The organism is Micromonospora sp. DSM 43699, assembly GCF_055517075.1.
In genome coordinates this window covers 35556-60649 of sequence record NZ_JBTMMT010000043.1, presented here as the reverse complement: position 1 = coordinate 60649, position 25094 = coordinate 35556, and the positions used below count along the sequence as shown (strand labels likewise).

The following is a 25094-nucleotide window of genomic DNA, read 5'->3' as shown; positions in this document are numbered from 1 at the left end:
GGACGGGGACGGGTGGGGGTGGGTAGTGTGTTGTTGACGGTAGTTTGCATTGCGCAGTAGTGTGTGTCGTGTGGACACCACACAACTGCTCAAGGGTGTGCTTGACCTGGCTGTTCTGGCCGTGCTGCGGGATTCCGACGGGTACGGGTACGACATCCTGCGCCGGCTGCGGGAGGCCGGGCTGGAGGAGGTCGGGGACGCCTCGGTCTACGGCACGCTGCGTCGGCTCTTCGCCGCCGGGCTGCTCACCACGTACGTGGTGCCGAGCGAGTCCGGGCCGCACCGCAAGTACTACGCGCTCAACGCCGCCGGCCGTGACCAGCTCACCCGCTCCGGCAAGACCTGGCGCGCGTTCGCCACGACGATGGACCAGCTGCTCGACGATCGGGGGAGGGCGGCATGACCGTCACTGGGCAGGACGTCACGGACTACGTCGAGCGGGTGCGGGCCGCCCTGGCCGACCTGCCACCGCAGGCCCGCGACGAGCTGACCGAGGACCTTCCGGAACACCTGACCGAGGTCGCCGCCGAAGCCGACGGCTCGCTGGTCGACCGGCTGGGCACCCCCGAGGCGTACGCGGCGGAGCTGCGCGCCGCCGCCGGGGCGGGCGATGCGGCGGCCGGCCGACGGGTCCTGGAACGGCGGATCGCCGTCATGGTGGGACATGCCCGGACCCGGATCGACCGGGTCGACGCCCGGCTCGGCCCACTGCTCGGGCACGCCACGGCGGGCGAGTTCCTGCGGCTGCTCCGCCCGGCCTGGTGGGTGGGCCGCGCCTACCTGGCCGCGATGCTGATCACCGCGATCAGCACCGACGGCCCGCTCGGCCTGCTGCCCCGGCTCGACGGCAACTGGTTCGTCGGGCTGCTGATGTTCGCCGGGCTGGTCGTCGGCTCCTGCTGGTTGGGTCGCCACACCTCCGAACTGCGAATCTGGCAGCGCTGGGCGGTGCACGCCGGTGCAGTGGGGCTGATCCTGTTCGCGATCGGCGGACTGCTGGTCGTGGACGACAACGCCCGCCTCGGTGCCGACTACGGCTACCAGTCGACCTCCGTGCAGAACCCGTACGACCAGGTGCAGGACGTCTACGTCTACGACAGCGAAGGGCGGGTGGTGGAGAACGCCCGGCTCTTCGACCAGAACGGCACCCCGATCCGGCTGGGCTGGCCGGCCTGCGACGATCCCGCCCTGCCCGACGTCAACCCCATGCAGCGTGGCTACCCGTACTGCCCGGAGCAGGCGCCGTTCCGGCCGCGCCCGCCGGCCGTTGCCCCGCTCCCGCCCGGGTCGACAGGTGATCCGGGCGTCTCGCCCGCACCGACCGGGCCCGTCGCCGTTCCGACGGCAACCACGCCGGGCGCGCCCGTCCCCACCGGGCCAGGCACCGCCGACCCCACCGGGTCGGCTCCGACGCCGCCGCCCGCGCCGCCGTCGGTGGCCGGGCCGGCGGGCGAGCCCCTGCCCACCGCTACCCGCTGACCCGGCCTTGCTGGGAAATGGCTGAACGGACGATGGGAACGGGGCAGCGCACGCTGATCTTCGTCGCTACGTTGTCGTCTGCTCATCCACCCCTCGGAAGGAAACCCCGTGTCAGAGCAGGTCGCACCGCCCCCCGCGCCGCTGGCAGAACCGGCCGGCCAGGCCGAGCAGGCCGGTCAGGCCGAGCCGGTCGCACCGGCCTCCGCCGTCACGCCGGAGCAGCCGGCGCAGCTGCAGCAGCCGGAGGAGTCGAAGGGCGGCGGCGCGAAGAAGGCGCTCGGCATCGTCGGCGCGGTCGTCGCCTTTCTGGTGATCGCCGCGCTGAAGTTCGGCGTCGCCAGCGCCATCGGCAACTTCCTCAACCCGGACGAGACGGCCGAGGCGAAGGCCGGTGACTGCATCGCCGAACTGCCCGAGGTGACAGGCACCGAGGAGCAGTCGGTGAGCGACGCCAAGGTGGTCAAGTGCACCTCGACCGAGGCCGTCTACACCGTTGTCGGCCGGGTGGAGGAGCAGACCGAGGCGCAGGCGAAGACGGGCAAGGCGTGCGAGCAGTACCTCAAGGAGGGCGACGACGGCTACGTCTTCTACAACATCGCCCCGGGCGGCAAGGGCTACCTGCTCTGCCTGGCCAAGAAGGCCTGACCGGGAGGGCCTTCCGGTCGACCGGGAAGGCCTGACCGGGTCGGGACGGCAGTCCGCCGACGGCGGCGCGGGAACCTCCGCGCCGCCGTCGGCGTGTCCCACGCCACCGTCGGTGAACGCGAGGTATATGCCACTGTTCCGGCATCTTCCCGGCACGCGTACGGCGTGACAGGCTACCGACACGTAGGAGCGCCCTGCGACCAGCCGATGATGACTGACCGACAGGAGGACGGGCCGATGGGCGAGATGGTGAGTTACCGCCGTAGCGCAGGGACCGGCGAGGGGTATCTCGCGATACCGTCCAGTGGAACGGCCAGCCCGGCGGTCATCGTCATCCAGGACTGGTGGGGTCTCGTCCCGCACATCCGTTCGGTGGTGGACCGGTTCGCCGAGGCCGGCTTCGTCGCGCTGGCCCCCGACTTCCGGCACGGCCAGCCGGCCAGCAAACCCAGCGAGCCCCGGCAGATGCTCAACAGCGCCCAGATGGACGAGGCGGCGGCCGACATCGCCGGTGCGGCGGAATACCTCGCCGGCCGGGCCGAGGTGACCGGCAAGGTCGGCTGCGCCGGGTTCTGCGCCGGTGCCAGCCTGGCCCTCTGGGCGGCGACCCGGGCCGAGCGGATCGTGGCCACCGCCGCCTTCTACCCTCGGCTGCCGTGGGACGGGATGCCCACCGAGTGGGCCGACTACGCGGGCAAGGCGGCGGTCGTGCACTGCTCCGAGGCGGACGGCCTCTCCGCCGCCGACGGGGTACAGACCGTGCGTCGGGCCGTCGAGAACGCCGGTGGCACCTGCCAGACCTACGACTACCCGGGCACCGCGCACGCGTTCTTCAACGAGGACCGGCCGGAGAACTTTGACCAGCGGGCCGCCGCCACCGCCTGGGCCCGCACCCTGGAACTCTTCCGGGCCAAGCTTGGCTGAGTCGCGTACCCCCGCCGAGGTGGTCGCCCGCGCCGCGCGGGCGACCGACCTGGCCGACCTCGACGCGGCGATCGGCGACTGCTTCGCCTGCCCGCGTCTGGTCGACTGGCGGGAGGAGGTCGCCCGGACGAAACGGGCCGCCTTCCGCGACCAGGATTACTGGGGGCGGCCGGTGCCCGGCTTCGGCTCCCCGGACAACCGCACCGGGCGCGGCGGCGCAGGCCCACCGGCCACCGCCCCGGCGCCGACGCGGATCGGGATTCTCGGGTTGGCCCCGGCCGCGCACGGGGGCAACCGGACCGGCCGGGTCTTCACCGGGGACCGCTCCGGCGACGTGCTCTTCGCCGCCCTGCACCGGGCCGGGCTGGCCAACCAGCCGACCAGTGTGGCCGCCGACGACGGGCTCGCCCTCGTCGGCACCCGGATCTTCGCCGCCGTACGCTGCGCGCCGCCGGACAACAAGCCCACCCCGGCCGAGCGGGACACCTGCGCCCCCTGGGTGCACCGGGAGGTGGAGTTGATCCGGCCCACCCTGCGGGTGGTCGTCGCGCTGGGTGGCTTCGCCTGGGCCGCGTGGTGGCCGGTGCTGCGCCAGGTGTACGGCGTCCGGCCGCCCAGCCCGCGACCGGTCTTCGGCCATGGGGCACACTGGTCCGGGTCGGCCGCTCCCGATCTGCTCGGTTGCTACCACGTCAGCCAGCAGAACACCTTCACCGGGCGGTTGACCGCACAGATGCTTGACGATGTGTTCGCCCGGGCGAAACAGCTCGCGGGGGTGGACTGAGCAGCGTGGGACGGTGGCGATGGACCTCGGCGTACTGCGCAGGTGGTGGCCCGTCGCCGTGGTTTCGCTGCTGCTGCTCGCCGCCGCACTCGCCGCCGGCCACTCGTCGATCGGTGCCAGCCGCATCCCACCCGCCGCCGAGAGCCTCCCGTACGTGCCGGAGTATCCGACGGCCGAGCCGGCCCGGTCCATCCCGATCGAACCGCGCACCGACGCCGAGCAGACCCGGGCGAGCGTCCCGCAGTGGATCGCCACGGTGGCGATCGTCCTGCTCGGACTGGCCATCCTGACCGCCCTCGGCTACCTGGCCTTCACCCTGCTGCGCGGCGCGCTGCGGCGGACCAGCCGGGCGATCCCCGCCACCCGGGCCCGGCGTACCGCCGAGGGCACCGCGCGGGAGGTGGTGGCCGCGCTCGACGCCGGCCTGGAGGAGTTGGACGACGCCGACACCGACCCGCGTACCGCAGTCATCGCCTGCTGGGTGCGGCTGGAGGAGGCCGCCACCGAGGCCGGCGTGCCGAGGCGTACCGGGGACACCCCGACCGACCTGGTCAGCCGGCTGCTGCGCGGCGACCCGGCGGCCGGCGTGCCCGCCATCGCCAGCGCCGACGTGCTGGACGGCTTCGCGCACGTCTACCGCGAGGCCCGTTACGCCACCCGCACCGTCGACGCCGGGATGCGCGACCAGGCCCGGGGGGCGCTACGACGACTGCGCGGCGAACTCACCGCGCTCGCCGACGCGCAGGAGCCGGCGTGACCGCCCGTACCGCACCCGGTGAGGTGCCGGGATGAGCGAGTCGACAGGCCTGGACGACCTCTTCCGCTTCGAGGAGGAGGCACCGGCCCGGTCGGGCCGGGCCCGGGGCGGACGTGCCCGCTGGGTCTTCCGGCTGCTCCTGACCGCCGCCGGGGTCACCGCCGTGATCCTGGTCGGCCTGCGCGCGGTCGGCCTGCAACTGTCGATCGGGATCGTGGTGGCCGGGGTGCTGGCGGTGCTCGCCGTCCGCCGGGTCACCGCACTGCTCGCCCCGCCGCCGCCACCCCGCAGCGGTGCCCGGACCCCGGCCGGTGAGGAACCGGGCGCCTACAACTGGGCGGCCCGGGACGCGTTGCGGGCCGCCATCAACGGTTGGGAACGCCCGCTGGACTGGTCCTCGGAGAACCCGGACCGGTTCGCCGAGCGGATCCTGCCCCGCCTCGGCGAGTTGGCCGACGAGCGGCTGCGCCAACGCCACGGGCTGACCCGGGAGTCCGACCCGACCCGGGCCCGCGCCCTGCTCGGGGAGCCGCTCTGGAGCTTCCTCGACACCCCCTCCCGCCGTCCCCCGTCGCCGCGCGACCTTGCGGCGATCGTCGCCGAACTGGAGAAGATCTGATGAACGACGTGGACCGCAGCATTCCCGCCACGGAGGTCGGCCACCTGGCCCGGGCGGTGCTGGACGCGGTCGGCACGGTCGTGGTCGGCAAGCGGGAGTCCCTGGAACTGGTCCTCGCCGGCATCCTGGCCGGCGGGCACGTGCTGCTGGAGGACCTGCCCGGCCTGGGCAAGACGCTCACCGCGCGTTCCTTCGCCCAGGCCCTCGGGCTGGACTTCCGTCGGCTCCAGTTCACCCCCGACCTGCTGCCCGCCGACGTCACCGGCTCGTTCCTCTACGACCAGCGCAGCGGCGACTTCTCCTTCCGGGCCGGCCCACTCTTCACCAACCTGCTGCTGGCCGACGAGATCAACCGGACACCGCCGAAGACCCAGTCGGCGCTGCTGGAGGCGATGCAGGAGAAGCAGGTCTCCGTCGAGGGCGTCACCTACCGGCTGGACGCGCCGTTCCACGTCCTCGCCACCGCCAACCCGATCGAGTACGAGGGGACGTACCCGCTGCCCGAGGCGCAGCTCGACCGGTTCCTGCTGCGGGTGTCGTTCGGGTACCCGCAGCGCGAGGAGGAGTGGGAGGTGCTGCGTCGGCGGATGGACCGTCGCCGCGAGGAGGCCCAGATCGAGCCGGTGGTCGACGCCGGCACCCTGCGGGCCATGCAGGCCGCGTTGGAGGACGTGGTGGTGGAGGACTCCGTCGGCAAGTACATCGTGGACCTCACCGCGGCCACCCGGGAGCACCCGTCGGTGCTGGTCGGCGCGTCCCCGCGGGGATCGCTGGCGCTGCTGCTGCTGGCCCGGGTCCGGGCGGTGTTCGCCGGCCGGGACTACGTGGTTCCGGAGGACGTGAAGGAGGTGGCGGCCCCCGCGCTGGCCCACCGGATCACCCTGCGCCCGGAGATGTGGCTGCGCCGGGTCGACCCCTCCTTCGTGGTCGGCGAGGTGCTGGAGCAGACCCCGGCGCCGGCCAGTGGCGCGCTGCCCAGCTACGCGGCCGGCCAGGCCGGGCGCTGATCGTCGTGCCTGACCGTCAGGAGCCGACGGCGGGCTGGTCGCCCACCTGGGCGCTCGGCCGGGCGGTGTTGCTCACCGGGTTGCTGCTGATCGCCGCCGTGCTGCTCGGCCGGGTCGACCTGGTCGTGCTGGCCACGCCGTTCGCGCTCGGCACCGCGTACGCGCTGCGCCGCCGGCCCGTCGCCGCACCGCAGTTGGAGATCACCGCCTCGGACGCCCAACTGGTCGAGGGCGGCGAGCTGGCCGGTGCCGTAGTGGTGGGCAACCCGGACGTCGTGCCGTACGACGTGGTGGTGGTCCGGACCCGGATCTCACCGTGGCTGCGGGTACGGCGGGCCGGCTTCGGCGGGCTCGGGCTGGACGTCAGCCGCACCGGTGGCGCGGACCGGCCCTTCGTCACCTCGCTGTCCACCGGCACCGCCGTCGACCTGGAGCTGGCCGGTACCGCGCTGCGCTGGGGCCGGCACCCGATCGGCCCGGCCGGTGCCCGCGCCGCCGCCGCCGACGGGCTGCTGGTCTCCCGGGCGGTGCTCACCGAGCCGGTGCGGATGCGGGTCTACCCGAAGACCGAGCCGTTCGAGGCGGTGGAGGCGATGCCCCGGGCCGCCGGGCTGGTCGGCGCGCACCACTCCCGACGACCGGGGGAGGGCGGCGAGCTGGCCGGGGTACGGGTCTTCGGGCCGGGGGACCGGCTGCGCCGGATCGACTGGCGGGTGTCGCTGCGGACCCGGCAGTTGCACGTGGCGTCCACCCTGTCCGACCGGGACGCCGAGGTGGTCGTCCTGCTCGACGTGCTGGCCGAGGCGGGCCGCTCCGGCGGGGTGGCCGGTGCGGCGTCCGTGCTGGACACCACGGTCCGGGCCGCCGCCGCGATCGCCGAGCACTACCTGCACCGGGGTGACCGGGTGGCCCTGCTGGAGTACGGTCCGGCGGCCCGTCGACTGCGTCCGGCCACCGGTCGCCGGCAGTACCTGACCGTGCTGGAATGGCTGCTCGACGTGCACGCCGAGTCCTCCCCGCACGAGCCGTACGACCAGGTCTTCGGCCCGCAGGTGCTCTCCGCCGACGCCCTTGTGGTGGTGCTCACCCCGCTGCTCGACGAGCGGTCCGCGCAGATGCTGGCCCGGCTGGCCCGGGGCGGACGTTTCGTGGTGGCGGTGGACACCCTGCCGACCGACCTCGCCCCGCCCGGCAACCGGGGCTGGGCGCCGGTGGCGTACCGGCTGTGGCGGCTGGACCGGGACACGATGATCGGTCAGCTCCGGGAGCACGGCGTGCCGGTGGTGGGTTGGGCCGGTGCCGGCAGCCTCGACCAGGTGCTGCGGGACGTCGCCCGACTGGCGACCGCTCCCCGGGTCGGTGGCCGGTGAGCGCGGTGGACGCCGTCGGGGAGCGGCTCAGGGTGGTGCGGACGGTCGTCCGCCGGGTGACGCTGTTGCCGCTGCTGGTGCGCGGTGCCGTCTTCCTGGTGGTGCTGGCCGGTCTGCTGCTGGCGTACCCGGTGGAGCTGTTCGACGCCCGGTCGTTGCTCGCGCTGACGGTGGTGGCGGTGTTGCCGGCGGTGGCGCCGCGCCGGTTCTGGCCGACCTTCGCCGCGCTGGTCACGGTGGCCGGTTGGGTGTTCGCCTCGGCCGGTTACGACCGTCCGATCGCGCTGTGGCGGTTGTTGGCGGTGGCGGCCCTGCTCTACCTCGGACACACCCTCTGCGCGCTTTCGGCCGTGCTGCCCTACGACGGGGCGATCGACCCGGACGTGGTGCTGCGCTGGCTCACCCGGGCCGGTGCGGTGGTGCTGGCCTCGGCGGTGATCGGCGTGCTGCTGACCGGGGCGGGGCAGCTCGGCCCGGATGACGGTTCCCAGGCCGTGACGGTGGTCGGTCTGCTGGTGGCGGTGGGTCTGAGCGGGTTGCTGGGCTGGCTGCTGCGGCGCAGATAGCGGGACGTTGCGCAGCTCACAGGTGTTGTGCTCCGTCACAGAAGGGGGTCTCGAGCGGGATTATCGCAGCCGCCCGGGGAAAGATGGACTACGTGAATCCGAAGCGGATCCTTGTCGTGGGTGCCGGGCACGTAGGCCTGTACGCCGCTCTGCGCCTGTCCAAGAAGCTGAGCTCCCGTGAGGCCGAGGTCGTCGTCGTCGACCCGCAGCCGCACATGACGTACCAGCCGTTCCTCCCCGAGGCGGCGGCCGGCAACATCTCGCCCCGGCACTCCGTGGTGCCGCTGCGGCGTGAGTTGCGCAAGTGCAAGGTCGTCGCGGGCGCGGTGACCCGGATCGACCACAGCCGCAGGACCGCGGTGGTGCAGCCGATCTCCGGCCCGACCCGGGAGATCCCGTACGACCACGTGATCGTGGCCCCCGGCTCGGTGTCCCGCACCCTGCCGATCCCGGGCCTGCACGAGCACGGGATCGGGTTCAAGACCATCGGTGAGGCCATCTACCTGCGCAACCACGTGCTGGACCGGCTCGACGTGGCGGCCGCCACGCAGGACGCCGACGTCCGCCGGTCCGCGTTGACGTTCACCTTCGTCGGTGGCGGCTACGCCGGCATCGAGGCGTTGGCCGAGATGGAGGACATGGCCCGGGACGCGCTGCGCTACTACCCGGAGCTGAAGCCGGACGACATGCGCTGGGTGCTGGTCGAGGCGACCCAGCGGGTGCTGCCGGAGGTCGACCGGGACATGGGCGCCTACACGGTGCAGCAGCTGCTCAAGCGGAACATGGACATCCGGCTGGACACCCGGCTGGAATCCTGCGTCGACGGGGTGGTGAAGCTCTCCGACGGGGACAGCTTCCGCTCCGACACCATCGTCTGGACGGCCGGCGTCAAGCCGTCGCCGATGCTGGACCGCACCGACTTCCCCCGCGACGAGCGGCGGCGGGTCACCTGCCTGCCCACCCTCCAGGTCGTCGACGGCGACCGGGTGGTCGAGGGGGCGTGGAGCGCCGGCGACTGTGCCGCCGTACCGGACCTGACCAAGGAGCCGGGCAACTACTGTTCGCCCAGCGCCCAGCACGCGGTACGGCAGGCCGCCCGGATGGCCGACAACATCGCGCTTGTGGTGCGGGGCCGGGAGCCTGTCGACTACAAGCACAAGCACGCCGGCAGCGTGGCCAGCCTCGGCCTGCACAAGGGCGTGGCCCAGGTGTACGGCATCAAGATGAAGGGCTGGCCGGCCTGGTTCATGCACCGGACGTACCACATGAGCCGGATCCCGTCGTTCAACCGCAAGGTCCGGGTCGTGGTCGACTGGTCGCTTGCCTTCTTCCTCAAGCGCGAGGTGGTCGCCCTCGGCCAGCTGCACGACCCGCGTGAGGAGTTCGCGGAGGCGTCGCAGCCGATCCCGATCACCAGCAAGGCGGCCTGACCGCCGGTGCGCCACCGATCGCCCCTTCCCGGTCGCGGGGAGGGGCGGTCGTCGTCCGGCCGGAACGCCACCCCGGGGGTACGCCGGGTCGGCGCGGAACGGTTACCGTGACACTGCACCGTCGCGCGTCGACGCGCTCCCGCCCGGGTGGTGGAACGGCAGACACGGCCGCCTTAAAAGCGGCTGCCGCAAGGCGTGCGGGTTCGAGACCCGCCCCGGGCACCACACTCTCAGCTTTCCCACAGCGTCCCGGTCGTCGCCTGTGGCACCCGGCCGTTTACCCTGGGAGTGCACGTTTGCGTGCGACTGACCCCCTGAGGGAGGCCTGAGACAGTGAAGACCTCGAACCCGGTGCTCGCCCGGCTCGGCCAGGCGGCCGAGCGGGAGCGGTCCGCCGGGTACGCCCAGCCCGGGCCGTACGGTTACGGACAGCCCGGCATTCCCCAGCAGTATCCGGGTCAGCCGGGTTCCCCGGTCGCCCCGACGGTGTCCGGCACGATGACCCTCGACGACGTCGTCGTCAAGACCGTCACCCTCCTGGCCATCCTCGGCGTCTCCGCCGCCGCGGCCTGGATCGTGGTGCCGGATTCGGTGCTCGGCGTCGCCTGGATCGGGGCGGCGATGGTCGGCCTGGTCCTCGGCCTGATCATCTCGTTCTCCCGGGTCGCCAACCCGGCGCTGGTCGTCGCGTACGCGATCGTCGAGGGCGCGTTCGTCGGCCTGGTCAGCAAGGTCTACGAGACGGCCTACCAGGGCATCGTGCTCCAGGCCGTGGTCGCCACCTTCGGCGTCTTCTTCGTGATGACCATGCTCTACAAGGCGCGGGTCATCCGGGCCACCCCCAAGTTCGTCAAGGGCATGATCGCCGTGATGGCGGGCCTCTTCGCCGTCATGCTGATCAACTTCGTGCTGGCCCTGTTCGGGGTCAACACCGGCCTGCGCGACGGCAGCCCGCTGGCCATCGGGTTCAGCCTGGTCTGCATCGTGGTCGCCTCGCTGAGCTTCGTGCTCAGCTTCAAGGAGGTCGAGGACGGCGTCCGGATGGGGCTGCCGGCCCGCTACTCCTGGACGGCCGCGTTCGGCATCGTGGTCAGCCTGGTCTGGCTCTACCTGGAGATGCTCCGCCTGATCAGCTACTTCCAGGGCGACGACTGACGATCTCGCACCCGACGCCCGCCACCGCGATCCCTGCGGCGGCGGGCGTCGTCGTCTGTCCGGACGCCGCCCCGGTGCCCGGGTCGGGGGGCGTCCGGCGTCGGTTCCGCACCGCCTGTCGGCCCGGTGGTGCGTAGACTCGCCGACGATGAGCGCAGCGGAGTTGGACCGGGCGGTGGCGTTGCTGGTCCGTCAGGTGGGCCACTGGCAGCAGCCGCGCTGGGCGGCGGTCGCCGAGGGCGGCAACGTGTCCCGCGCCGACCTGGTGCACCGGCTGGTGCAGGAGATCGCCGACCTGGCCGCCGACGCGGAGGGTGAGCCACGGCGGGACGTACCCCGGCTGGCGCATCCGATGGCGCTGCCCGACCAGCTCCGGGTGGTCGCGGCGGATCTGGTCGCCGCCGGCCCGCCGGCGGCGGTGCTGGCCGGGGCCGCCGCCACGGTGACCGCGACCCGCAGCGTGCTGTAGACACCCGGCGGGAGCGGGCGGTGAACGGGGGCGATCCGCGTGACATCCCACCCCGTGGGCGGGGGCGTCACGGCTCCAGCCAGCGTCGTACCCTGCCGCGTCGGGACCGGTCCCGGGCCTGGTCGAGCCCGTCCAGTTCCCGGTCGGCGGTGGTCGCCTGCCGGGCGTACAGCAGCCCGTAGCTGAAGGTGTTCTCCCCGTCGGCGTACGCCCGCAGCGCCACCCGGCGCAGCGCCTCACGGGTCGGCACCGAGTCCTGGTGCGCGCCGAGCAGGTTCTGCAACCGCTTGAACCGGCGTACCAGGTCGGCCGCCGGATCCCCCACCGTCGGCTCGACCACCTCGACGGCGTACCGGGCCCGCTTGTACGCCTTGCGGGCCTCGTGCAACGCCGGGTCGTCCGCTGTGCCACCCCGGCCGTTCCCCATCGCCCGGTCCAGCCGGTCGTCGGCCCGTCGTACTGCCCGGTGCACCCGGCGGAGGACCCAGCGTCGGCCGGCCCGCCGGACGGGTTGCTCCTCGACCAGTGCGTCGAGCCGGACCAACAGACCGGTCCAGTGTTCCCCGTCGAGGGCGGCGCGTAGCTCGGCCACGGCTGCCGCCTCCTCGGCAGCGAAGTGCGCCGTGATCCGCGCGGCGACCGGGCCGGGCACGAGTTCGGCCGGCTCGGCGTGTACCGCGTCGGTCAGCCGGGCCGCCATCACCTGCACGTCCCGCACCGCCCCGAGCTTCCGGCCCAGCCCGCCCAACTCGGCGCGTACCTGCTCGCTCTCCCGCCGCTCCCAGAGGCCCCGGAAGGTACGCAGGGTCGACCGTAGCCGCCGGATGGCCACCCGCATGTCGTGCACCGCGTCGTAGTCGCCCTCCCGGGCGGCGGGGTGGTGGGCGACGACGGTGTCCCGCTGTGCGGCCAGGTACCCGAGGACGGCGGTCCCGCCGGCACCGGCCCCCCGGCGGTCGCGCCGTCGTCGCGGCCCGGCGTCCCCCGTACCGGGGGCGGCTGCGGTCCGGGCGGCGGCGAGGCGGGCGGCCAGGGCCCGGTGCGACTTGGACCCGGGCACCGGACGGGCCCCCGCCCGGCGGAGCCGTCGCGCGACCGCGTCGAGCAGGGCGTCGTCACCGTCGACCAGTTCCACCTCGATCTCCTGCCAGCGCTGCCGTTCCCCGGTGACCAGATCCCGCGCCTCGACGGTGTCCTCGGCGACCTCGGCGAGCACCCGCCCAGCGGCGTCGAGTAGCCGGCGCTCGTGTCGGACGGTGCTGACCCGCGCGGCCGGCGCTACCGGCCGACCCCGGGCCGCAGCCCGGTACCGGGCCACCAGTTCGGCCGGCGGCCCGTCGTCCGGCGTGCCGGCCGGCACCTGGTATTCGGTGCGGTCACCGCCGGCCGCGCCGACCTTCAGGTGCCAGCCCGCGTCGTGCCCCCCGGAACGCCGGCGCAGCGCGAAGCCGCTACGCGCCAACCGCAGGTCGTCGGTGTCGAGGTAGGTCGCGTCCAGTTCGAGGACGGTGACGTCGGACACCGTCACCACGTCACCGCATCCGGTCAGGTCGGGCAGCCGGAATCCCTCGGTCCCGGAGAACTTGCGCTCGCGTTCCACCGTGGTCACCATGAGGGTCCGATACCCGGGTGCCCGGTCGACGAACCAGCCGTGCGTGGTGTGGTCGGGGCCGCCGGGCGGGAGCGGTGGTGGTCGGGGACCGCCCGGGCGGAAGCGGACGGGCTCAGCTCAGCCGTTCGAGCACCATCGCCATGCCCTGACCGCCGCCGACGCACATGGTCTCCAGGCCGACGGTCCGGTCGTGCCACTGCAGGGCGTTGAGCAGGGTGCCGGTGATCCGGGCGCCGGTCATGCCGAACGGGTGGCCGACGGCGATCGCCCCGCCCATCACGTTGACCTTCTCCTCCGGGATGCCGAGCTGCCGGTACGACGGGATCACCTGGGCGGCGAACGCCTCGTTGATCTCGACCAGGTCGACGTCGTCCACCGTCATCCCGGCCCGGCGCAGCGCCTGCCGGGACGCCTCGACCGGGCCGAGGCCCATGATCTCCGGCGACAGGGCGGTGACGCCTGTGGAGACGATCCGGGCCAACGGGGTGAGCCCCAACTCGTCGGCCCGCTGGGCGCTCATCACCACCACGGCCGCGGCACCGTCGTTGAGCGGGCAGCAGTTGCCGGCGGTGATCCGCCCGTCCGGGCGGAAGACCGGCTTCAGCCCGGCCACCGCCTCCGGGGTGACCCCGGCACGGGGGCCGTCGTCGGTGGCCACCACCGTGCCGTCCGGCGTGTCGACCGGGGTGATCTCGCGGGCCCAGAAGCCGTCGGCGATGGCCTTCTCGGCGAGGTTCTGGCTGCGGACGCCGAACGCGTCCATCTCCTCCCGGGTGACGTCGTACACCTGGGCCAGGTTCTCCGCGGTCTGCCCCATGGCCAGGTAGACGTCGGGGAGTTGACCGGCCTCGCGCGGGTCGGTCCACACCTCGGCACCTGCCTGCGCGCGGGCCGTGGAACGCTGCCGGGCCTCGGCGAAGCGCGGATTCTCCCAGCCGCCGCCGACCAGCGCCTGCGCCTCGGGCGGCAGGGTGTCGGAGTTGCCCCGGGCGTACCGGGAGACCATCTCGACACCGGCGGAGACGAAGACGTCGCCCTCACCGGCCCGGATCGCGTGCATCGCCATCCGGGTGGTCTGCAACGACGACGCGCAGTAGCGGGTCAGCGTGGCACCGGGCAGGCCGTCCAGGCCCATCAGGGTGGCGACCACCCGGGCCAGGTTGAAGCCCTGCTCGCCGCCGGGCAGCCCGCACCCGAGGTAGAGGTCGTCGATCGTGGTGGGGTCGAGCCCGGGAACCTTGTCCAGCGCGGCCTGGACGATGGTGGCGGCGAGATCGTCCGGGCGGACCTCGCGCAGCGAACCCTTGAACGCGCGGCCGATGGGGGACCGGGCGGTGGCGACGATGACGGCGTCGCGGGACGACTCAATCGGCATGAACCAACGTTAACTTGACGGTAACTTGGCGCGGAAGCAGGCCGACCAGCGGGAAATGTCACCCGGGTGACCCGCCGGCCGGACCGGTGGGGTGGACCGGCGGGGTGGACCGGGGCCGGTCAGTGCCGGGAGGCGACGTTGGCGGCGGCGGCGACCGCCGGCAGCAGGGCGTGCGCCCACACCCGGTAACCGTCGGCCGAGGGGTGGAAGCCGTCGTGGCACAGCGTCCCGGCGTCGGCCCGGAACACCGGCCCGGTCTCCGTGCCCAGGTCGACGACGGTGCCGCCGGCGTCGAGCACGGCGGCGGTCTGGGCCCGGGCGACCCGCCGGCCCGACCAGCCGATCAGCTGCCGCAACGGCGGGGCCACCGCGCGTACCGCACCCAGGTCCGGGCAGGTGCCGACGACGACCTCGGCCCCGGCCTCCCGCAGCCGGCGTACCGCCGAGGCGAGGTGCGCCCCCGACTCGCCGGGGCTGCGCATGGCCGTGGCGTCGTTCGCCCCGATCAGCACCACCGCGACGTCCGGCCGGTCACCGAGCAGCGCCCGGGCCACCTGGGTCGCCAGGTCGGTGGAGCGGGAACCGGAGACGCCCACGCTGGACAGGTGCACCCGACGGCCGGTCGGCCCCTCGGCCAGCAGGTGGGCGAGCTGCCCCCCGACCGTCTCGTCGAAGCGGGCCACCCCGACGCCGAGCGCCGAGGAGTCGCCGAGCAGCACCAGCCGCAGCGGTGGGGCGCCGACCCGGCCGACCGTGGCCCGTAGCGCCAGGCCCAGCTCGGGCTGGGCGTACTCCCGGTTGCGGGCCGCCACCGCCTGGCCGGCGAGCACCGCCGCGCCGCCGATCGTCCCGGCGACCAGGGAGACCGCCGCGGCCCTGCCGAGTCGTACGGCCAGCTCGGCACCGACCGATCGGCCGGTCACGATGTCACCGCCCGGAAGCCCGGGTCGGCCGGGACCGGCCCGGTGTGGCATTCGTGGCACCCGGTGGTTCGCTCGCTGTGCTCGCTCATGCCAGTCCCTCCAGTTGGGGTGAGTCGGCGGTGCCATCGGGCTGCGGCACCGGGCCGACGCCGAAGAAGGCCCGCCGCCGTAGCTGCGCCCAGCGGCCGGCCGGGCCGTGCTCCCGGCCCCGGACCTGGGCGCCACTGACCTCCGTGCCGGCGTGCCGGGCCGCCTCCTGGGCGGCCCGGGGCAGCGACCGTACGCCCTCGCCCCCGGCCAGCACCGGCCGGCGTTCCCCGCCCCCGAGCGCCGACAGCACGGTCGGCAGGAGCGCGGCGGCGGCCATCGCGTAGCCCTCGGCGGAGGGGTGGAACCGGTCCCAGGCGAACATCCGGGTCGGCTCGGCGGAGAACCGGGGGCCGAGCAGGTCACCGAGGGAGACCGTCCAGCCGCCCGCCTCGACCACCGCCACCGTCTGGGCGGTGGCGAGCTGCCGGCTCCACCGCCGGGCCAACCAGCGCAGCGGAGGCTGGATCGGCTGGATCGCGCCCAGGTCGGGGCAGGTCCCGACGACCACCTCGCAGCCGGCGGCGCGCAACGTGCGGACCGCGTCGACCAGGTGACGGACCGCCACGGAGTACGGCGTGCGGTTGGTGACGTCGTTGCCGCCGACCATGATCACAGCGACGTCCGGTGCGCACTCCAACGCCGCCTCGACCTGCGGTTGGAGCCCGGTCGAGAGCGCGCCGACCACGGCGAAGCGGTGCACCCGGACGGCCCGGTGCAGTCGCCGGGACAGCCCGGTGGCCAGCAGCGCCCCCAGGGTCTCCCGCCGCCGCAGCACCCCGTAGCTGGCGGCGGAGGAGTCGCCGAGGATCACCAGGGTCAGCGGCGGGCCGGGAATCTTGGCGCCGTACACACCGTCGCAGCGTGGTGGTGGGGCCTCCGCCATCGGGATGGTGCGCCGGGCCTGCCGGGCCTGGCCGAGCAGCACCCCGCCGGTCGCGGCGACGGCAGCCGCGGTGGCACCCGTGCCGATCACCGCCAGCCGGGCCACCTGCCGGGCGCAGTGCCAGCGCGGACCCACCGGTACGACGGAACCAGCCACCCCCATACAGCGACATTATCGCGCCGGAACGACACTCCGCTTCCGTCGCGACGGCCGGTTTCAGGGCTGGGCGACGTCGGTTCTGGGTACCTGATCCGGTGGCGGGGTCCACCTGTGGCCGCCCCGCCGCAGGTGGCGACGGCTTGCGCCGGGCAGTCACGCTTGTCGGTGGAGAGGGGCTGGATGAGATGGGTAGGACATTGAAGCGGACCGCGGCCTTCACGGCGCTGGCCCGGTCGCTGGCGGCGGGCGCCCGGGGTGGCCCGTCGCTGGGCACCCGGCTGGCGGCGCTGCCCCGGATGATCCGGGCCACCGCCCGGGGCGAGTACGACGGCGGGCTCCGGCTGGCGATGATGACGGCGGCGACGGTCTACGTCGTCTCGCCGATCGACGTGGTGCCGGAGCTGTTCCTGACCGTCCTCGGTCTGGTCGACGACGCCGTGATGGTCACCTGGCTGGCCGGTAGCGTGCTGTCCGAGACCGAGCGCTTCCTGGAGTGGGAGGCCCGTCGCGGCTCCGTCATCCCCGGTCATGTGGCGCTCTGACAGCACGTACCCTGAGCGACGAAGGACCGTCTGCCAGGCCGCCGTCCCCGGCGCCGCAACGAAGGGCACAACGAGGTGCAGTACTACGACAACGTCGTCGACCTGATCGGCAACACCCCACTGGTACGGCTACGCAACGTCACCGAGGGTATCCGGGCGACAGTGCTGGCGAAGGTGGAGTACCTCAACCCGGGCGGCTCGGTGAAGGACCGGATCGCGCTGCGGATGGTGGAGGACGCCGAGGCCGCCGGGATCCTCCGGCCCGGTGGCACCATCGTCGAGCCGACAAGCGGCAACACCGGTGTCGGGCTGGCCCTGGTGGCCCAGCTCAAGGGCTACCACTGCGTCTTCGTCTGCCCGGACAAGGTCAGCCAGGACAAGCAGGACGTGCTGCGCGCGTACGGGGCCGAGGTGGTGGTCTGCCCGACCGCCGTCGCCCCGGAGGATCCGCGTTCCTACTACAACGTCTCCGACCGGCTGGCCCGGGAGATCCCCGGCGCGTGGAAGCCCGACCAGTACAGCAACCCGGCCAACCCGCGCTCGCACTACGAGACCACCGGCCCGGAGCTCTGGAAGCAGACCGGGGGCGGGCTCACCCACTTCGTCACCGGGGTCGGCACCGGCGGCACCATCTCCGGCATCGGGCGCTACCTCAAGGAGGCCTCCGAGGGGCGGGTGAAGGTGATCGGGGCCGACCCGGAGGGTTCGGTCTACTCCGGCGGCACCGGTCGGCCCTACCTGGTCGAGGGCGTCGGTGAGGACTTCTGGCCCGAGACGTACGACCGGGGGATCGCCGACCAGATCGTCGAGGTCTCCGACAAGGCGTCGTTCGAGATGACCCGGCGGCTGGCCCGCGAGGAGGGTCTGCTGGTCGGCGGCTCCTGCGGGATGGCCGTGGTGGCGGCGCTGGAGGTGGCCCGTGCCGCCGGCCCGGACGACGTGATCGTGGTGCTGCTGCCGGACAGCGGCAAGGGCTACCTGTCCAAGATCTTCAACGACCGGTGGATGGCCCGGTACGGCTTCCTGGACCACGCCGGCACCGAGCCGACCGTCGCCGACGCGCTGGCGGGCAAGCCGGGCGGCCTGCCCGAGCTGGTGCACGTCCACCCGACCGAGACGGTCCGCGACGCCATCGACTACATGCGCGAGTACGGCGTCTCCCAGCTCCCGGTGCTCAAGGCCGAGCCGCCGGTGGTGACCGGCGAGGTGGCCGGCTCGATCGCCGAGCGGGACCTGCTGGACGCCCTGTTCACCGGTCAGGCGCACCTGCACGACACCATCGAGCGGCACATGGGCGACCCGCTGCCGATGATCGGTGGCGGTCAGCCGGTGAGCGAGGCGGTGGGCCTGCTGGAGAAGTCCGACGCGGCGCTGGTGCTGGTCGACGGCAAGCCCAAGGGCGTACTGACCCGGCAGGACCTGCTCGCCCACCTCGGCGCGCACTGACCCGACGCACCTCGGCGAGGGCTCCTTCCACCGGAAGGGGCCCTCGCCGTGTCGGGCGGGCGGGGCGCGGTCACACCCCTACAACGGGCGGGCGTAACGGAGCTGAGGGACGGGGGCGGGGCCGATCCGCTCCTTCCGGGTCTGGCCGGTCCAGGTCCAGCCGCCGTGTTCGTAGAAGCCCCGGGCACCGGTGTTGCGCTCCAGCACCCAGAGCACCGCCCGACGCCAGCCCCGGGCGCGCATCACGTCCAGCGCGTCGGCCATCAGCGCCCGGCCGGTGCCCCGGCCCCGCTCGGCCGGATCGAGGTGGATGGCGTTGAGCAGGCCGGTCGCTGGGTCGCCGGCGTCGTCCGGGCCGAGGTAGCTGAACCCGACCAGCAGGCCGTCCCGCTCGGCGACGGTCATCAGGTGCTCGTCGCGCTCCCACGTCCACCGTTCGACCCAGTACGCCCCCATCGCCTCGGGCGTCGGGTCGACCAACGCCTCGGGTGGCAGGAACGACGAGTACGTCGCGACCCGGGACCGCTGGTGCATGGCGCCCACCGGCATCAGGTCGTCGGCGACGGCGGGACGCAGCGTGACGGTCACCCGGCCGAGGCTACCCGCCTGGGCGGTACCGGCACGGTGGTCAGGTCCTCGGCGACCACCAGTTCCCCGGTGAAGTGCTCGCGGGCCTCGTCGTGGAAGCGACGCGGGTCGGCGTACCGCTGGGAGAAGTGGGTGAGCACCAGCGTGCGTACCCCCGACTCGGTGGCGACCCGGGCGGCCTGGCCGGCGGTGAGGTGGCCGACCTCGGCGGCGAGCGCGGCCTCCGACGCCAGGAACGTCGACTCGATGACCAGCAGGTCGGCGTGCTCGGCGAGGGCGTACACCCCGTCGCAGAGGCCGGTGTCCATCACTAAGGCGAACCGCTGCCCAGGCCGGACCACGCTCACCTCGTCCCGGGTGACGCGGCGTCCGCCGACGTCCAGGTGGCCGACGCGCAGCAGCTCACCGACCGCCGGCCCGCCGATGCCGTACGCGGACAGCCGCTCCGGCAGCATCCGGCACCCGTCCGGCTCGACCAGCCGGTACCCGTACGTCTCGATCGGATGCCGCAGCCGGCGGGCCTCCAGCGTGCCGACGCCCAGGGTGATCCGCTGCCCGTCGGCGGTGATCGGCTCGACTGCCAGCTCGGCGGTCTCGTGGAAGCTGCTGGCGTGCCGCAGCCGGGCGAAGTACTCCGCGCCACCGGCCGGGAAGTGCACCGCCACCGGGTGCGGCACCCGGTCCAGGGAGAGCCGCTGGATGGTGCCGGGCAGGCCGAGGCAGTGGTCGCCGTGGAAGTGGGTGACGCAGATCCGGGTCAGGTCGGTGGCGGTGACCCCGGTGTGCAGGAGTTGCCGCTGGCTGCCCTCGCCCGGGTCGAAGAGGATGACCTCGTCGTCCCAGCGCAGCACGTAGCCGTTGTGGTTGCGCAGCCGGGTGGGGGTCTGGCTGGCCGTGCCGAGCACCACCAGCTCGCGCATGGACAAGGCCAGCCTCCTGCGGGAACGAAGCGACCCCCGGGGCTTCCGCGCGTGCGCGGGCCGACTGGACTGGGTCGGCACCCCGGGGGTCGGGTGGCTGTCGTGGTTTCGCCGCACCGCTGCCACACGGTCTCGACGATCATTCTTGGTCTTTCACTGTCGAGGACAGCGGCTAGCGGACAGCCACCTCACGAGTCCGATTGCTATACAAGTCTGGACCACCTCCTTTCCCGTGTACCGCCACGCTACCCATTGCACCCCGGCTGCCGGTAGTGATTTTTCGCGAGATCCCGCAGACGACGTCACGTCGGCGGGGAGGGCCGCCAGCCGGTGACTTTTGTTCAACGAAGCGAAAGTTCGTGCCCATCCGGCCTATCTTTCGCCTGAAGTGAGCATTACTCTCTGCCCCACAGTGGCCACCTCCCGCCGCTGCCCGCCCGAGCCGTCCCCTCGGTCGCTCCCCCGTGAGGTGAACCGTGACCTTTTCGTCCACCACCCGCAGGAACACCCGACGATCCTTCACCCTCGGCCTGGTCGGTGCGCTGGCCGTCGCCGCCGGCCCGGTCCCCCCGGCCGGCGCCGCCCCACCGGCCACGCCGCGGCCGTCCACCGCCACCGGCGCGACAGTGGCGAACCCGGTGGTCGCCGGGCCGGTCGCCCGGACCACCCCGGTCGGCGACCCCGGCCACGGTTACCCGTTCCTCGCCACCGACGTCGACCTGGCCGCCGCCGGCTACGTCGAGGAGGAGTTCTTCCTCTTCGGCACCGCCACCCGGTACGCGGTGCAGGGCACCCAGAGCGCGACGACCATCGGCACCGACCAGCCGTTCGGCACCCGGCTGGTGGTCCGTCGACCCGCCGCCGCCAAGAAGTTCAACGGCGTCGTCATCGCCGAGTGGAACAACGTCAGCAACCAGTGGGACCAGGAGGTCGACTGGTTCCAGTCGCACGAGCATCTGATCCGCTCGGGGTACGCCTGGGTCGGGGTCTCCGCCCAGCGGGCCGGGCTGCACTCGGCCACCGGGCTCAAGGCGTGGAGCCCGAGCCGGTACGGCCCGCTGGACGTCACGGTGGGCGGCACGGTCACCGACGACAGCCTCTCGTACGACATCTTCAGCCAGGCGGTGAAGGCGGTCCGCAACCCGACCGGCGTCGATCCGCTCGGCAAGCTGCCGGCCCCGCAGTACGTGATCGCCACCGGCCACTCGCAGTCGGCCGGCCGGCTCGCGAGCTACTACAACGGCGTCCAGCAGTCGGCGAACGTCCTCGACGCGGTCGTCCTGCACGGCGGTGGCGGGGCGCTGCGGACCGACCTGACGACGCCGGTGTTCCGGATCAACTCCGAGGGGGACGTGGCCAGCGGCATCCTCCCCGCAGCGGCCCGGGCCCAGGCCGACTCGCCGGTCCTGCGCTCCTGGGAGGTCGCCGGCGCCTCGCACGGCGACTGGAAGCTGATCACCGACTACGGGCCGCTGCGCAAACGGGACATCGGCAGCTACCCGGGTGGCTACCCGGGCGAACCGCAGACCTGCACGCTGCCCTCGCTGTCGCGGATCCCGCAGCACATGGTGCAGAACGCGGTATACGACCACACCGTCGACTGGGTCGCCCACGGCGTGGCCCCGCCGACCGCCCCGCAGATCCAGACGACCACGACGACTCCGCCGGCCATCGCCCGGGACGACCTCGGGCTCGCGCTCGGCGGCATCCGGCTCGCCCAGCACCAGGTGCCGCTGCGGGTCAACAGCGGCAGCAACAGCGGACCCGGTTTCTGCTTCCTCGACGGCAGTTCGGTGCCGCTGACCGACGCGCAACTCGCCACCCGATACCCGACCGTCGGGTCGTACGTGGACGCCAGCGTCGCGGCGACGCTCGCCGCCGCCGAGGCCGGTCACCTTCCCGCGTCGTTCACCCGCGACCCCGCCTGGTACTCCGACCTGCGCGACCTCATCGCGGAGTACGTCACCGCCGGCCGGATCACCGAGTACGTGGCGGCCCGGCTGGAGGACCGGCTCCAGCGGGCCGAGCAGGCCGGCACCGCCGGCAACGCGGCTCGGGCCGGCGAGCTGCTGGAGCAGTTGGCCGACCGGGCGGAGCAGCGGATCACCCGGGATCCGGCGGCCCGGGACGCGGTGCTGCGGGTGACCGAGGCGTTGATCGCACTCCTCGACGCGGCGGAGCACCGCAACCGGTGACCCGGGCGGACAGTCCGACGCCACGGTGAGGGGCCGAGGCGCCCGGTGCGCGGCGGGTACGACGGAAGACGTCGTGCCCGCCGCGCACCGGTGGAACGGTCACGACGACGTGCACCCGGCCGGTGGGACGCGCCGGTCGGCGGTGACGGCGGTCAGTCGATGCCGATCGGGCCCTCGCGCGGGCCGTCCCCGCCCGCCGGCTGCACCGCCAGGGACGGGAAGTCGGCCAGGTCGCCCTCCGGCTCGGCGTCCCACTCGGGGAAGACCAGGTCGCTCTGGAGATAGAGGCAGAGCAACTGGGTCAGGTGTGCCAGCCCGTCCAGGTGGGTGCGCTCGTGGCCGTGGGTGGCGTCCACCCCGAAGCCGAGCAGGGCGACCCGGGCGTGCGCGCCCGCCTCGACCGCCGCCGCCACGTCCGAGCGGTAGTAGTCGAAGACGTCGCGGACCAGGTCCACCCCGTGTTCCCGGGCGATGGCGGCGAGGTTGCGGGTCAGGTGGTAGTCGAACGGGCCCACCCCGTCACCCATCGCCAGGGTGGCCGCGTCCTCCCGGGACTGCTGGCCGGGCGCGACCACCGCCGCGTCCACCGAGACGATCTCGGCGACGTCCGGGTCGAGACCGTGGCTGGCCCCGTGGCCGATCTCCTCGGTGACGGTGACCAGCAGGTGGGCGGTGACCGTCGGGGTGATGCCCGCGTCCACCACCGCCTTCAACGCGGTCAGCACCGCCGCCACCCCGGCCTTGTCGTCCAGGTGCCGGGACTTCACGTAACCGGACGGGGTGATCATCGGATTCGGCAGGAACGCCACGAAGTCGCCCGCGTCGATGCCCAGCGCCCGCAGCCCGGCGATGTCCTCGACCGGCTCGTCGACCCGTACCTCGACGTGCTGCCAGCCGACGCCCTGGAGGTCGACGTCGTCGTTGTAGCGGTGCCCGCTGGCCTTCAACGGCAGCACCTGGCCGGTGACCACCCGGTCCAGGTCGTCGGTGAAGATCCGTACGTGCGCGCCCTCGGCGAACCGGGCCGAGTGGGTGCCGATGGTCTTCAGCTCCAGCCGACCGTTCTCCTTGAGCCGTTTGACCATCCCGCCGATGGTGTCGGTGTGCACCACGATCGCCCGGTCGGCCCCGGTCTGCCGGGGGCCGGGCAGGCAGGCGCTGAGCGCCCCCCGCCGGGTCAGCGTGGACGGGATGCCGAGCGCGGAGAGCCGTTCCCCCACGTACTGCTGCACGTGGTCGGTACGCCCCGACGGGCTCGGGATGTCGAGCAGTTCCAGCAGCACCTGGCGCAGGTAGTCCAGGTCGATCTCCAGGGGCTTGAGGCTCACGCGACCCCTCCGGGCCCGGCCGGGCTCCAGAGGCGCTGCGGGGCGCGGGTGCCCGGGAAGAGCAGGTCCACGAAGCGCTCGGCGGTGGGCTGGGGCTCGTGGTTGGCCAGCCCCGGCCGCTCGTTGGCCTCGATGAACACGTGCTCGGGCTGGTCGGGGGCGGGGACCAGCAGGTCCAGCCCGGTCACCGGGATGTCCAGGGCCCGACTCGCCGCCACGCAGGCGGTGGCGATCGTCGGGTGCAGTTCGGCCGTCACGTCGTGGATTGTGCCACCGGTGTGGAGGTTCGCCGTCCGACGCACCGCCAACACCTGCCCCTCGGGAAGCACGTCGTGCATCCGGTGCCCGGCCTCGGCCACCACCTCGCGGGTCATCTCGTCGATCGGGATCCGGGACTCGCCACCGGTGGCGGCGGCCCGCCGCCGGCTCTGCCGCGCGATCAGCTCGGTGACGTCGTGCACGCCGTCCCCGGTGATCTGCGCCGGTCGGCGCACCGCGGCGGCCACCACCTCGTGGTCGATGACGATGACCCGCAGATCCTCGCCCGCGCGCAGCTCCTCGATCAGCACGTCGGGGCAGAACCGGCGGGCCAGCTCGACGGCGGCGGTCAACGCCTCGGCGGTACGCACCCCGACGGTGATGCCGTTGCCCTGTTCACCCCGGGCCGGCTTGACCACCACCTGGCCGATGTCGGTGAGGAAGGCCAGGTCGTCGGCGTCACCGGTGGCGGTCCGGCCACGCGGCACCGACAGGCCCGCCTCGGTGAGGATCCGCCGGGTGACCCGCTTGTCGTCGCAGCGGCTCATCGCCACCGCCGAGGTCAGCTCGGACAGCGACTCGCGGGTGACGATCGTCCGGCCGCCGTTGGTCAGCCGCAGCTCACCCCAGTGGGCGTCGGTGACCTCCACCCGGATGCCGCGCCGCATCGCCTCGTCGGCGACGATCTTCGCGTACGGGTTCAGCTCGTCGTAGCCCGCCGGGGTGGCCGGCAGGAACAGCCGCTCGTTGATCGGGTTCTTCCGCTTGACGCAGAGCGTGCCGGTGCGGTGGAAGCCCAGCCGCTCGTAGAGCCGGATCGCGCCGGAGTTCTCGGCCAGCACCGACAGGTCGACGAAGGCGCGTCCCCGCGCGTCCAGCCGGTCGGCAAGCTCGGTGAGCAGGGCCTGACCGGTGCCGGGCGGCGCGGTGTTGAAGTCCACGGTCAGACACCAGAGGCTGGCACCGTTCTCCCGGTCGCCGAAGACCGCGACGTGGTCGACACCGGTGATGGTGCCGACGATCTCCCCGGTGCTCGCCTCGGCCACCAGGTGCAGGAACCGCTCGGTGCGGGCGTTGTCGACGAGCACCTCGACCGGCGCGGTGACCATGCCGTTGCGGGCGTAGATCCGGTTGACCGCGTCCGCGTCGTCGGCGTCCCGCAGCGGCCGGACGACCAGCCCCGGGATCTCCATCCGGTCGGTGGCGGCGGGCCGGCGCTCACCCAGCGGCAGCCGGTAGGTCAGCGACGGGTCGATGAACAGCTCGTCGGGCAGCCGGGACACCAGCACGTGCGGATCCCGCAGGTAGATGCAGATGTCCCGGGCGCCGGCCGCCTCGGAGCGCAGCACGTGGGCCACCGCGACCTGCTCGTGGAAGGTCTGGCCGAAGACCAGTCGCCCCCAGCCGCAGTCCAGCACCACGTCGGACGGGCCGGCGGGTTCCCGGCGGGGCTCCGGGGCGGCTCCGGGCGCGACCGGATCGCCGCCGGGGCCGATCCGTTCCCGGCGACGGCCGAGCACCCGCTCCCGGTCGGTACGGGCCGTGCCGGTCGCGAGGGTCTCGTTCACGG

At 73.4% G+C, this 25094-nt stretch carries 24 protein-coding genes and 1 tRNA gene; 17 read left to right on the top strand and 8 right to left on the bottom strand.

Annotation, left to right across the window (positions count from 1 at the left end; genetic code table 11):
• Nucleotides 1-70 precede the first annotated feature (70 nt).
• From AC0AIB_RS20525 to AC0AIB_RS20460, 14 genes are all read left to right on the top strand, one after another.
• A complete protein-coding gene (locus tag AC0AIB_RS20525) occupies nt 71-403 on the top strand; it encodes a PadR family transcriptional regulator (RefSeq protein WP_465097265.1) in 333 nt (110 codons plus the stop codon).
• Nucleotides 400-1479, top strand: coding sequence for an HAAS signaling domain-containing protein (locus AC0AIB_RS20520; protein ID WP_465097264.1), 1080 nt, complete (start codon nt 400-402; stop codon nt 1477-1479). The genes AC0AIB_RS20525 and AC0AIB_RS20520 overlap by 4 nt, the downstream gene beginning before the upstream one ends.
• A 108-nt stretch (nt 1480-1587) precedes the next feature.
• Nucleotides 1588-2124, top strand: coding sequence for an LppU/SCO3897 family protein (locus AC0AIB_RS20515; RefSeq protein WP_328340047.1), 537 nt, complete (start codon nt 1588-1590; stop codon nt 2122-2124).
• Nucleotides 2125-2361: 237 nt separating this feature from the next.
• Complete coding sequence (locus tag AC0AIB_RS20510; RefSeq protein ID WP_328348924.1) at nt 2362-3048, top strand: dienelactone hydrolase family protein; 687 nt, start codon at nt 2362-2364, stop codon at nt 3046-3048.
• A complete protein-coding gene (locus AC0AIB_RS20505; RefSeq protein ID WP_328340045.1) occupies nt 3041-3832 on the top strand; it encodes a uracil-DNA glycosylase in 792 nt (263 codons plus the stop codon). Before AC0AIB_RS20510 ends, AC0AIB_RS20505 begins: the two co-directional genes overlap by 8 nt.
• Before the next feature lie 19 nt (nt 3833-3851).
• Entirely contained in the window at nt 3852-4589 is a 738-nt protein-coding gene (locus AC0AIB_RS20500; protein ID WP_328348923.1) for a DUF4129 domain-containing protein, read from the top strand.
• A 31-nt stretch (nt 4590-4620) separates the two neighbouring features.
• Nucleotides 4621-5208 carry a hypothetical protein gene (locus AC0AIB_RS20495; protein ID WP_328340043.1) on the top strand — a complete coding sequence of 196 codons (588 nt, stop codon included), beginning with the start codon at nt 4621-4623 and terminating at the stop codon, nt 5206-5208.
• Nucleotides 5208-6215, top strand: a complete 1008-nt coding sequence (locus AC0AIB_RS20490; protein ID WP_328340041.1) for an AAA family ATPase — start codon at nt 5208-5210, stop codon at nt 6213-6215. The genes AC0AIB_RS20495 and AC0AIB_RS20490 overlap by 1 nt, the downstream gene beginning before the upstream one ends.
• 5 nt (nt 6216-6220) lie before the next feature.
• Nucleotides 6221-7585: a DUF58 domain-containing protein gene (locus AC0AIB_RS20485; protein WP_442930565.1), complete on the top strand. Its 1365-nt coding sequence runs from the start codon at nt 6221-6223 to the stop codon at nt 7583-7585.
• Between the two features lie 5 nt (nt 7586-7590).
• Nucleotides 7591-8151 carry a hypothetical protein gene (locus AC0AIB_RS20480; RefSeq protein WP_328348921.1) on the top strand — a complete coding sequence of 187 codons (561 nt, stop codon included), beginning with the start codon at nt 7591-7593 and terminating at the stop codon, nt 8149-8151.
• A gap of 92 nt (nt 8152-8243) precedes the next feature.
• The gene (locus AC0AIB_RS20475) at nt 8244-9581 is read left to right on the top strand and encodes an NAD(P)/FAD-dependent oxidoreductase (RefSeq protein ID WP_328340039.1); all 1338 of its coding nucleotides are present in this window, start codon (nt 8244-8246) and stop codon (nt 9579-9581) included.
• 141 nt (nt 9582-9722) lie between these two features.
• Nucleotides 9723-9806 (top strand) — tRNA-Leu (locus AC0AIB_RS20470).
• A 108-nt stretch (nt 9807-9914) separates the two neighbouring features.
• On the top strand, nt 9915-10736 hold the full coding sequence (locus AC0AIB_RS20465; protein ID WP_328340037.1) for a Bax inhibitor-1/YccA family protein: 822 nt from the start codon (nt 9915-9917) through the stop codon (nt 10734-10736).
• Between the two features lie 148 nt (nt 10737-10884).
• The gene (locus AC0AIB_RS20460) at nt 10885-11205 is read left to right on the top strand and encodes a hypothetical protein (protein WP_465097263.1); all 321 of its coding nucleotides are present in this window, start codon (nt 10885-10887) and stop codon (nt 11203-11205) included.
• Nucleotides 11206-11272: 67 nt separating this feature from the next.
• Here AC0AIB_RS20460 and AC0AIB_RS20455 read toward each other — a convergent pair whose 3' ends face one another.
• The 4 genes from AC0AIB_RS20455 to AC0AIB_RS20440 all read right to left on the bottom strand — a co-directional run bounded on the left by AC0AIB_RS20455 (nt 11273) and on the right by AC0AIB_RS20440 (nt 16250).
• Entirely contained in the window at nt 11273-12805 is a 1533-nt protein-coding gene (locus AC0AIB_RS20455; RefSeq protein WP_465097262.1) for a CYTH and CHAD domain-containing protein, read from the bottom strand.
• A gap of 124 nt (nt 12806-12929) precedes the next feature.
• Complete coding sequence (locus AC0AIB_RS20450; RefSeq protein ID WP_328340031.1) at nt 12930-14192, bottom strand: acetyl-CoA C-acetyltransferase; 1263 nt, start codon at nt 14190-14192, stop codon at nt 12930-12932.
• 119 nt (nt 14193-14311) lie between these two features.
• Entirely contained in the window at nt 14312-15115 is an 804-nt protein-coding gene (locus tag AC0AIB_RS20445) for an SGNH/GDSL hydrolase family protein (RefSeq protein WP_328340030.1), read from the bottom strand.
• Between the two features lie 85 nt (nt 15116-15200).
• The gene (locus tag AC0AIB_RS20440) at nt 15201-16250 is read right to left on the bottom strand and encodes an SGNH/GDSL hydrolase family protein (RefSeq protein WP_465097261.1); all 1050 of its coding nucleotides are present in this window, start codon (nt 16248-16250) and stop codon (nt 15201-15203) included.
• A 182-nt stretch (nt 16251-16432) separates the two neighbouring features.
• On the opposite strand from AC0AIB_RS20440, the gene AC0AIB_RS20435 reads away from it, so the two are divergent.
• Both AC0AIB_RS20435 and AC0AIB_RS20430 read left to right on the top strand, forming a co-directional pair.
• A complete protein-coding gene (locus AC0AIB_RS20435) occupies nt 16433-16789 on the top strand; it encodes a YkvA family protein (protein ID WP_328340026.1) in 357 nt (118 codons plus the stop codon).
• Nucleotides 16790-16864: 75 nt separating this feature from the next.
• Nucleotides 16865-18235 carry a cystathionine beta-synthase gene (locus tag AC0AIB_RS20430; protein ID WP_328340024.1) on the top strand — a complete coding sequence of 457 codons (1371 nt, stop codon included), beginning with the start codon at nt 16865-16867 and terminating at the stop codon, nt 18233-18235.
• Nucleotides 18236-18313: 78 nt separating this feature from the next.
• On the opposite strand, the gene AC0AIB_RS20425 is transcribed toward AC0AIB_RS20430, so the two are convergent.
• Both AC0AIB_RS20425 and AC0AIB_RS20420 read right to left on the bottom strand, forming a co-directional pair.
• Entirely contained in the window at nt 18314-18823 is a 510-nt protein-coding gene (locus tag AC0AIB_RS20425) for a GNAT family N-acetyltransferase (RefSeq protein WP_328340022.1), read from the bottom strand.
• A complete protein-coding gene (locus AC0AIB_RS20420; protein WP_328340020.1) occupies nt 18820-19749 on the bottom strand; it encodes a ribonuclease Z in 930 nt (309 codons plus the stop codon). Before AC0AIB_RS20420 ends, AC0AIB_RS20425 begins: the two co-directional genes overlap by 4 nt.
• A gap of 470 nt (nt 19750-20219) precedes the next feature.
• Between AC0AIB_RS20420 and AC0AIB_RS20415 the strand changes: the two genes are divergently transcribed.
• Entirely contained in the window at nt 20220-21938 is a 1719-nt protein-coding gene (locus tag AC0AIB_RS20415; RefSeq protein ID WP_465097260.1) for an alpha/beta hydrolase domain-containing protein, read from the top strand.
• 152 nt (nt 21939-22090) lie between these two features.
• Here the strand turns inward: AC0AIB_RS20415 and AC0AIB_RS20410 are convergent, their stop codons facing one another.
• Complete coding sequence (locus AC0AIB_RS20410) at nt 22091-23266, bottom strand: osmoprotectant NAGGN system M42 family peptidase (protein ID WP_328340016.1); 1176 nt, start codon at nt 23264-23266, stop codon at nt 22091-22093.
• Nucleotides 23263-25092, bottom strand: coding sequence for an N-acetylglutaminylglutamine synthetase (gene ngg, locus AC0AIB_RS20405; protein WP_328340014.1), 1830 nt, complete (start codon nt 25090-25092; stop codon nt 23263-23265). The genes AC0AIB_RS20410 and ngg overlap by 4 nt, the downstream gene beginning before the upstream one ends.
• Nucleotides 25093-25094: the final 2 nt, after the last annotated feature.

Bases quoted from the DNA above. Each gene is read 5' to 3' on its own strand.
- AC0AIB_RS20520 (WP_465097264.1), top strand. From the start codon at position 400: ATGACCGTCACTGGGCAGGACGTCACGGACTACGTCGAGCGGGTGCGG.
- AC0AIB_RS20510 (WP_328348924.1), top strand. From the start codon at position 2,362: ATGGGCGAGATGGTGAGTTACCGCCGTAGCGCAGGGACCGGCGAGGGG.
- AC0AIB_RS20500 (WP_328348923.1), top strand. From the start codon at position 3,852: ATGGACCTCGGCGTACTGCGCAGGTGGTGGCCCGTCGCCGTGGTTTCG.
- AC0AIB_RS20495 (WP_328340043.1), top strand. From the start codon at position 4,621: ATGAGCGAGTCGACAGGCCTGGACGACCTCTTCCGCTTCGAGGAGGAG.
- AC0AIB_RS20490 (WP_328340041.1), top strand. From the start codon at position 5,208: ATGAACGACGTGGACCGCAGCATTCCCGCCACGGAGGTCGGCCACCTG.
- AC0AIB_RS20460 (WP_465097263.1), top strand. From the start codon at position 10,885: ATGAGCGCAGCGGAGTTGGACCGGGCGGTGGCGTTGCTGGTCCGTCAG.
- AC0AIB_RS20450 (WP_328340031.1), bottom strand. From the start codon at position 14,192: ATGCCGATTGAGTCGTCCCGCGACGCCGTCATCGTCGCCACCGCCCGG.
- AC0AIB_RS20440 (WP_465097261.1), bottom strand. From the start codon at position 16,250: ATGGGGGTGGCTGGTTCCGTCGTACCGGTGGGTCCGCGCTGGCACTGC.
- AC0AIB_RS20435 (WP_328340026.1), top strand. From the start codon at position 16,433: ATGGGTAGGACATTGAAGCGGACCGCGGCCTTCACGGCGCTGGCCCGG.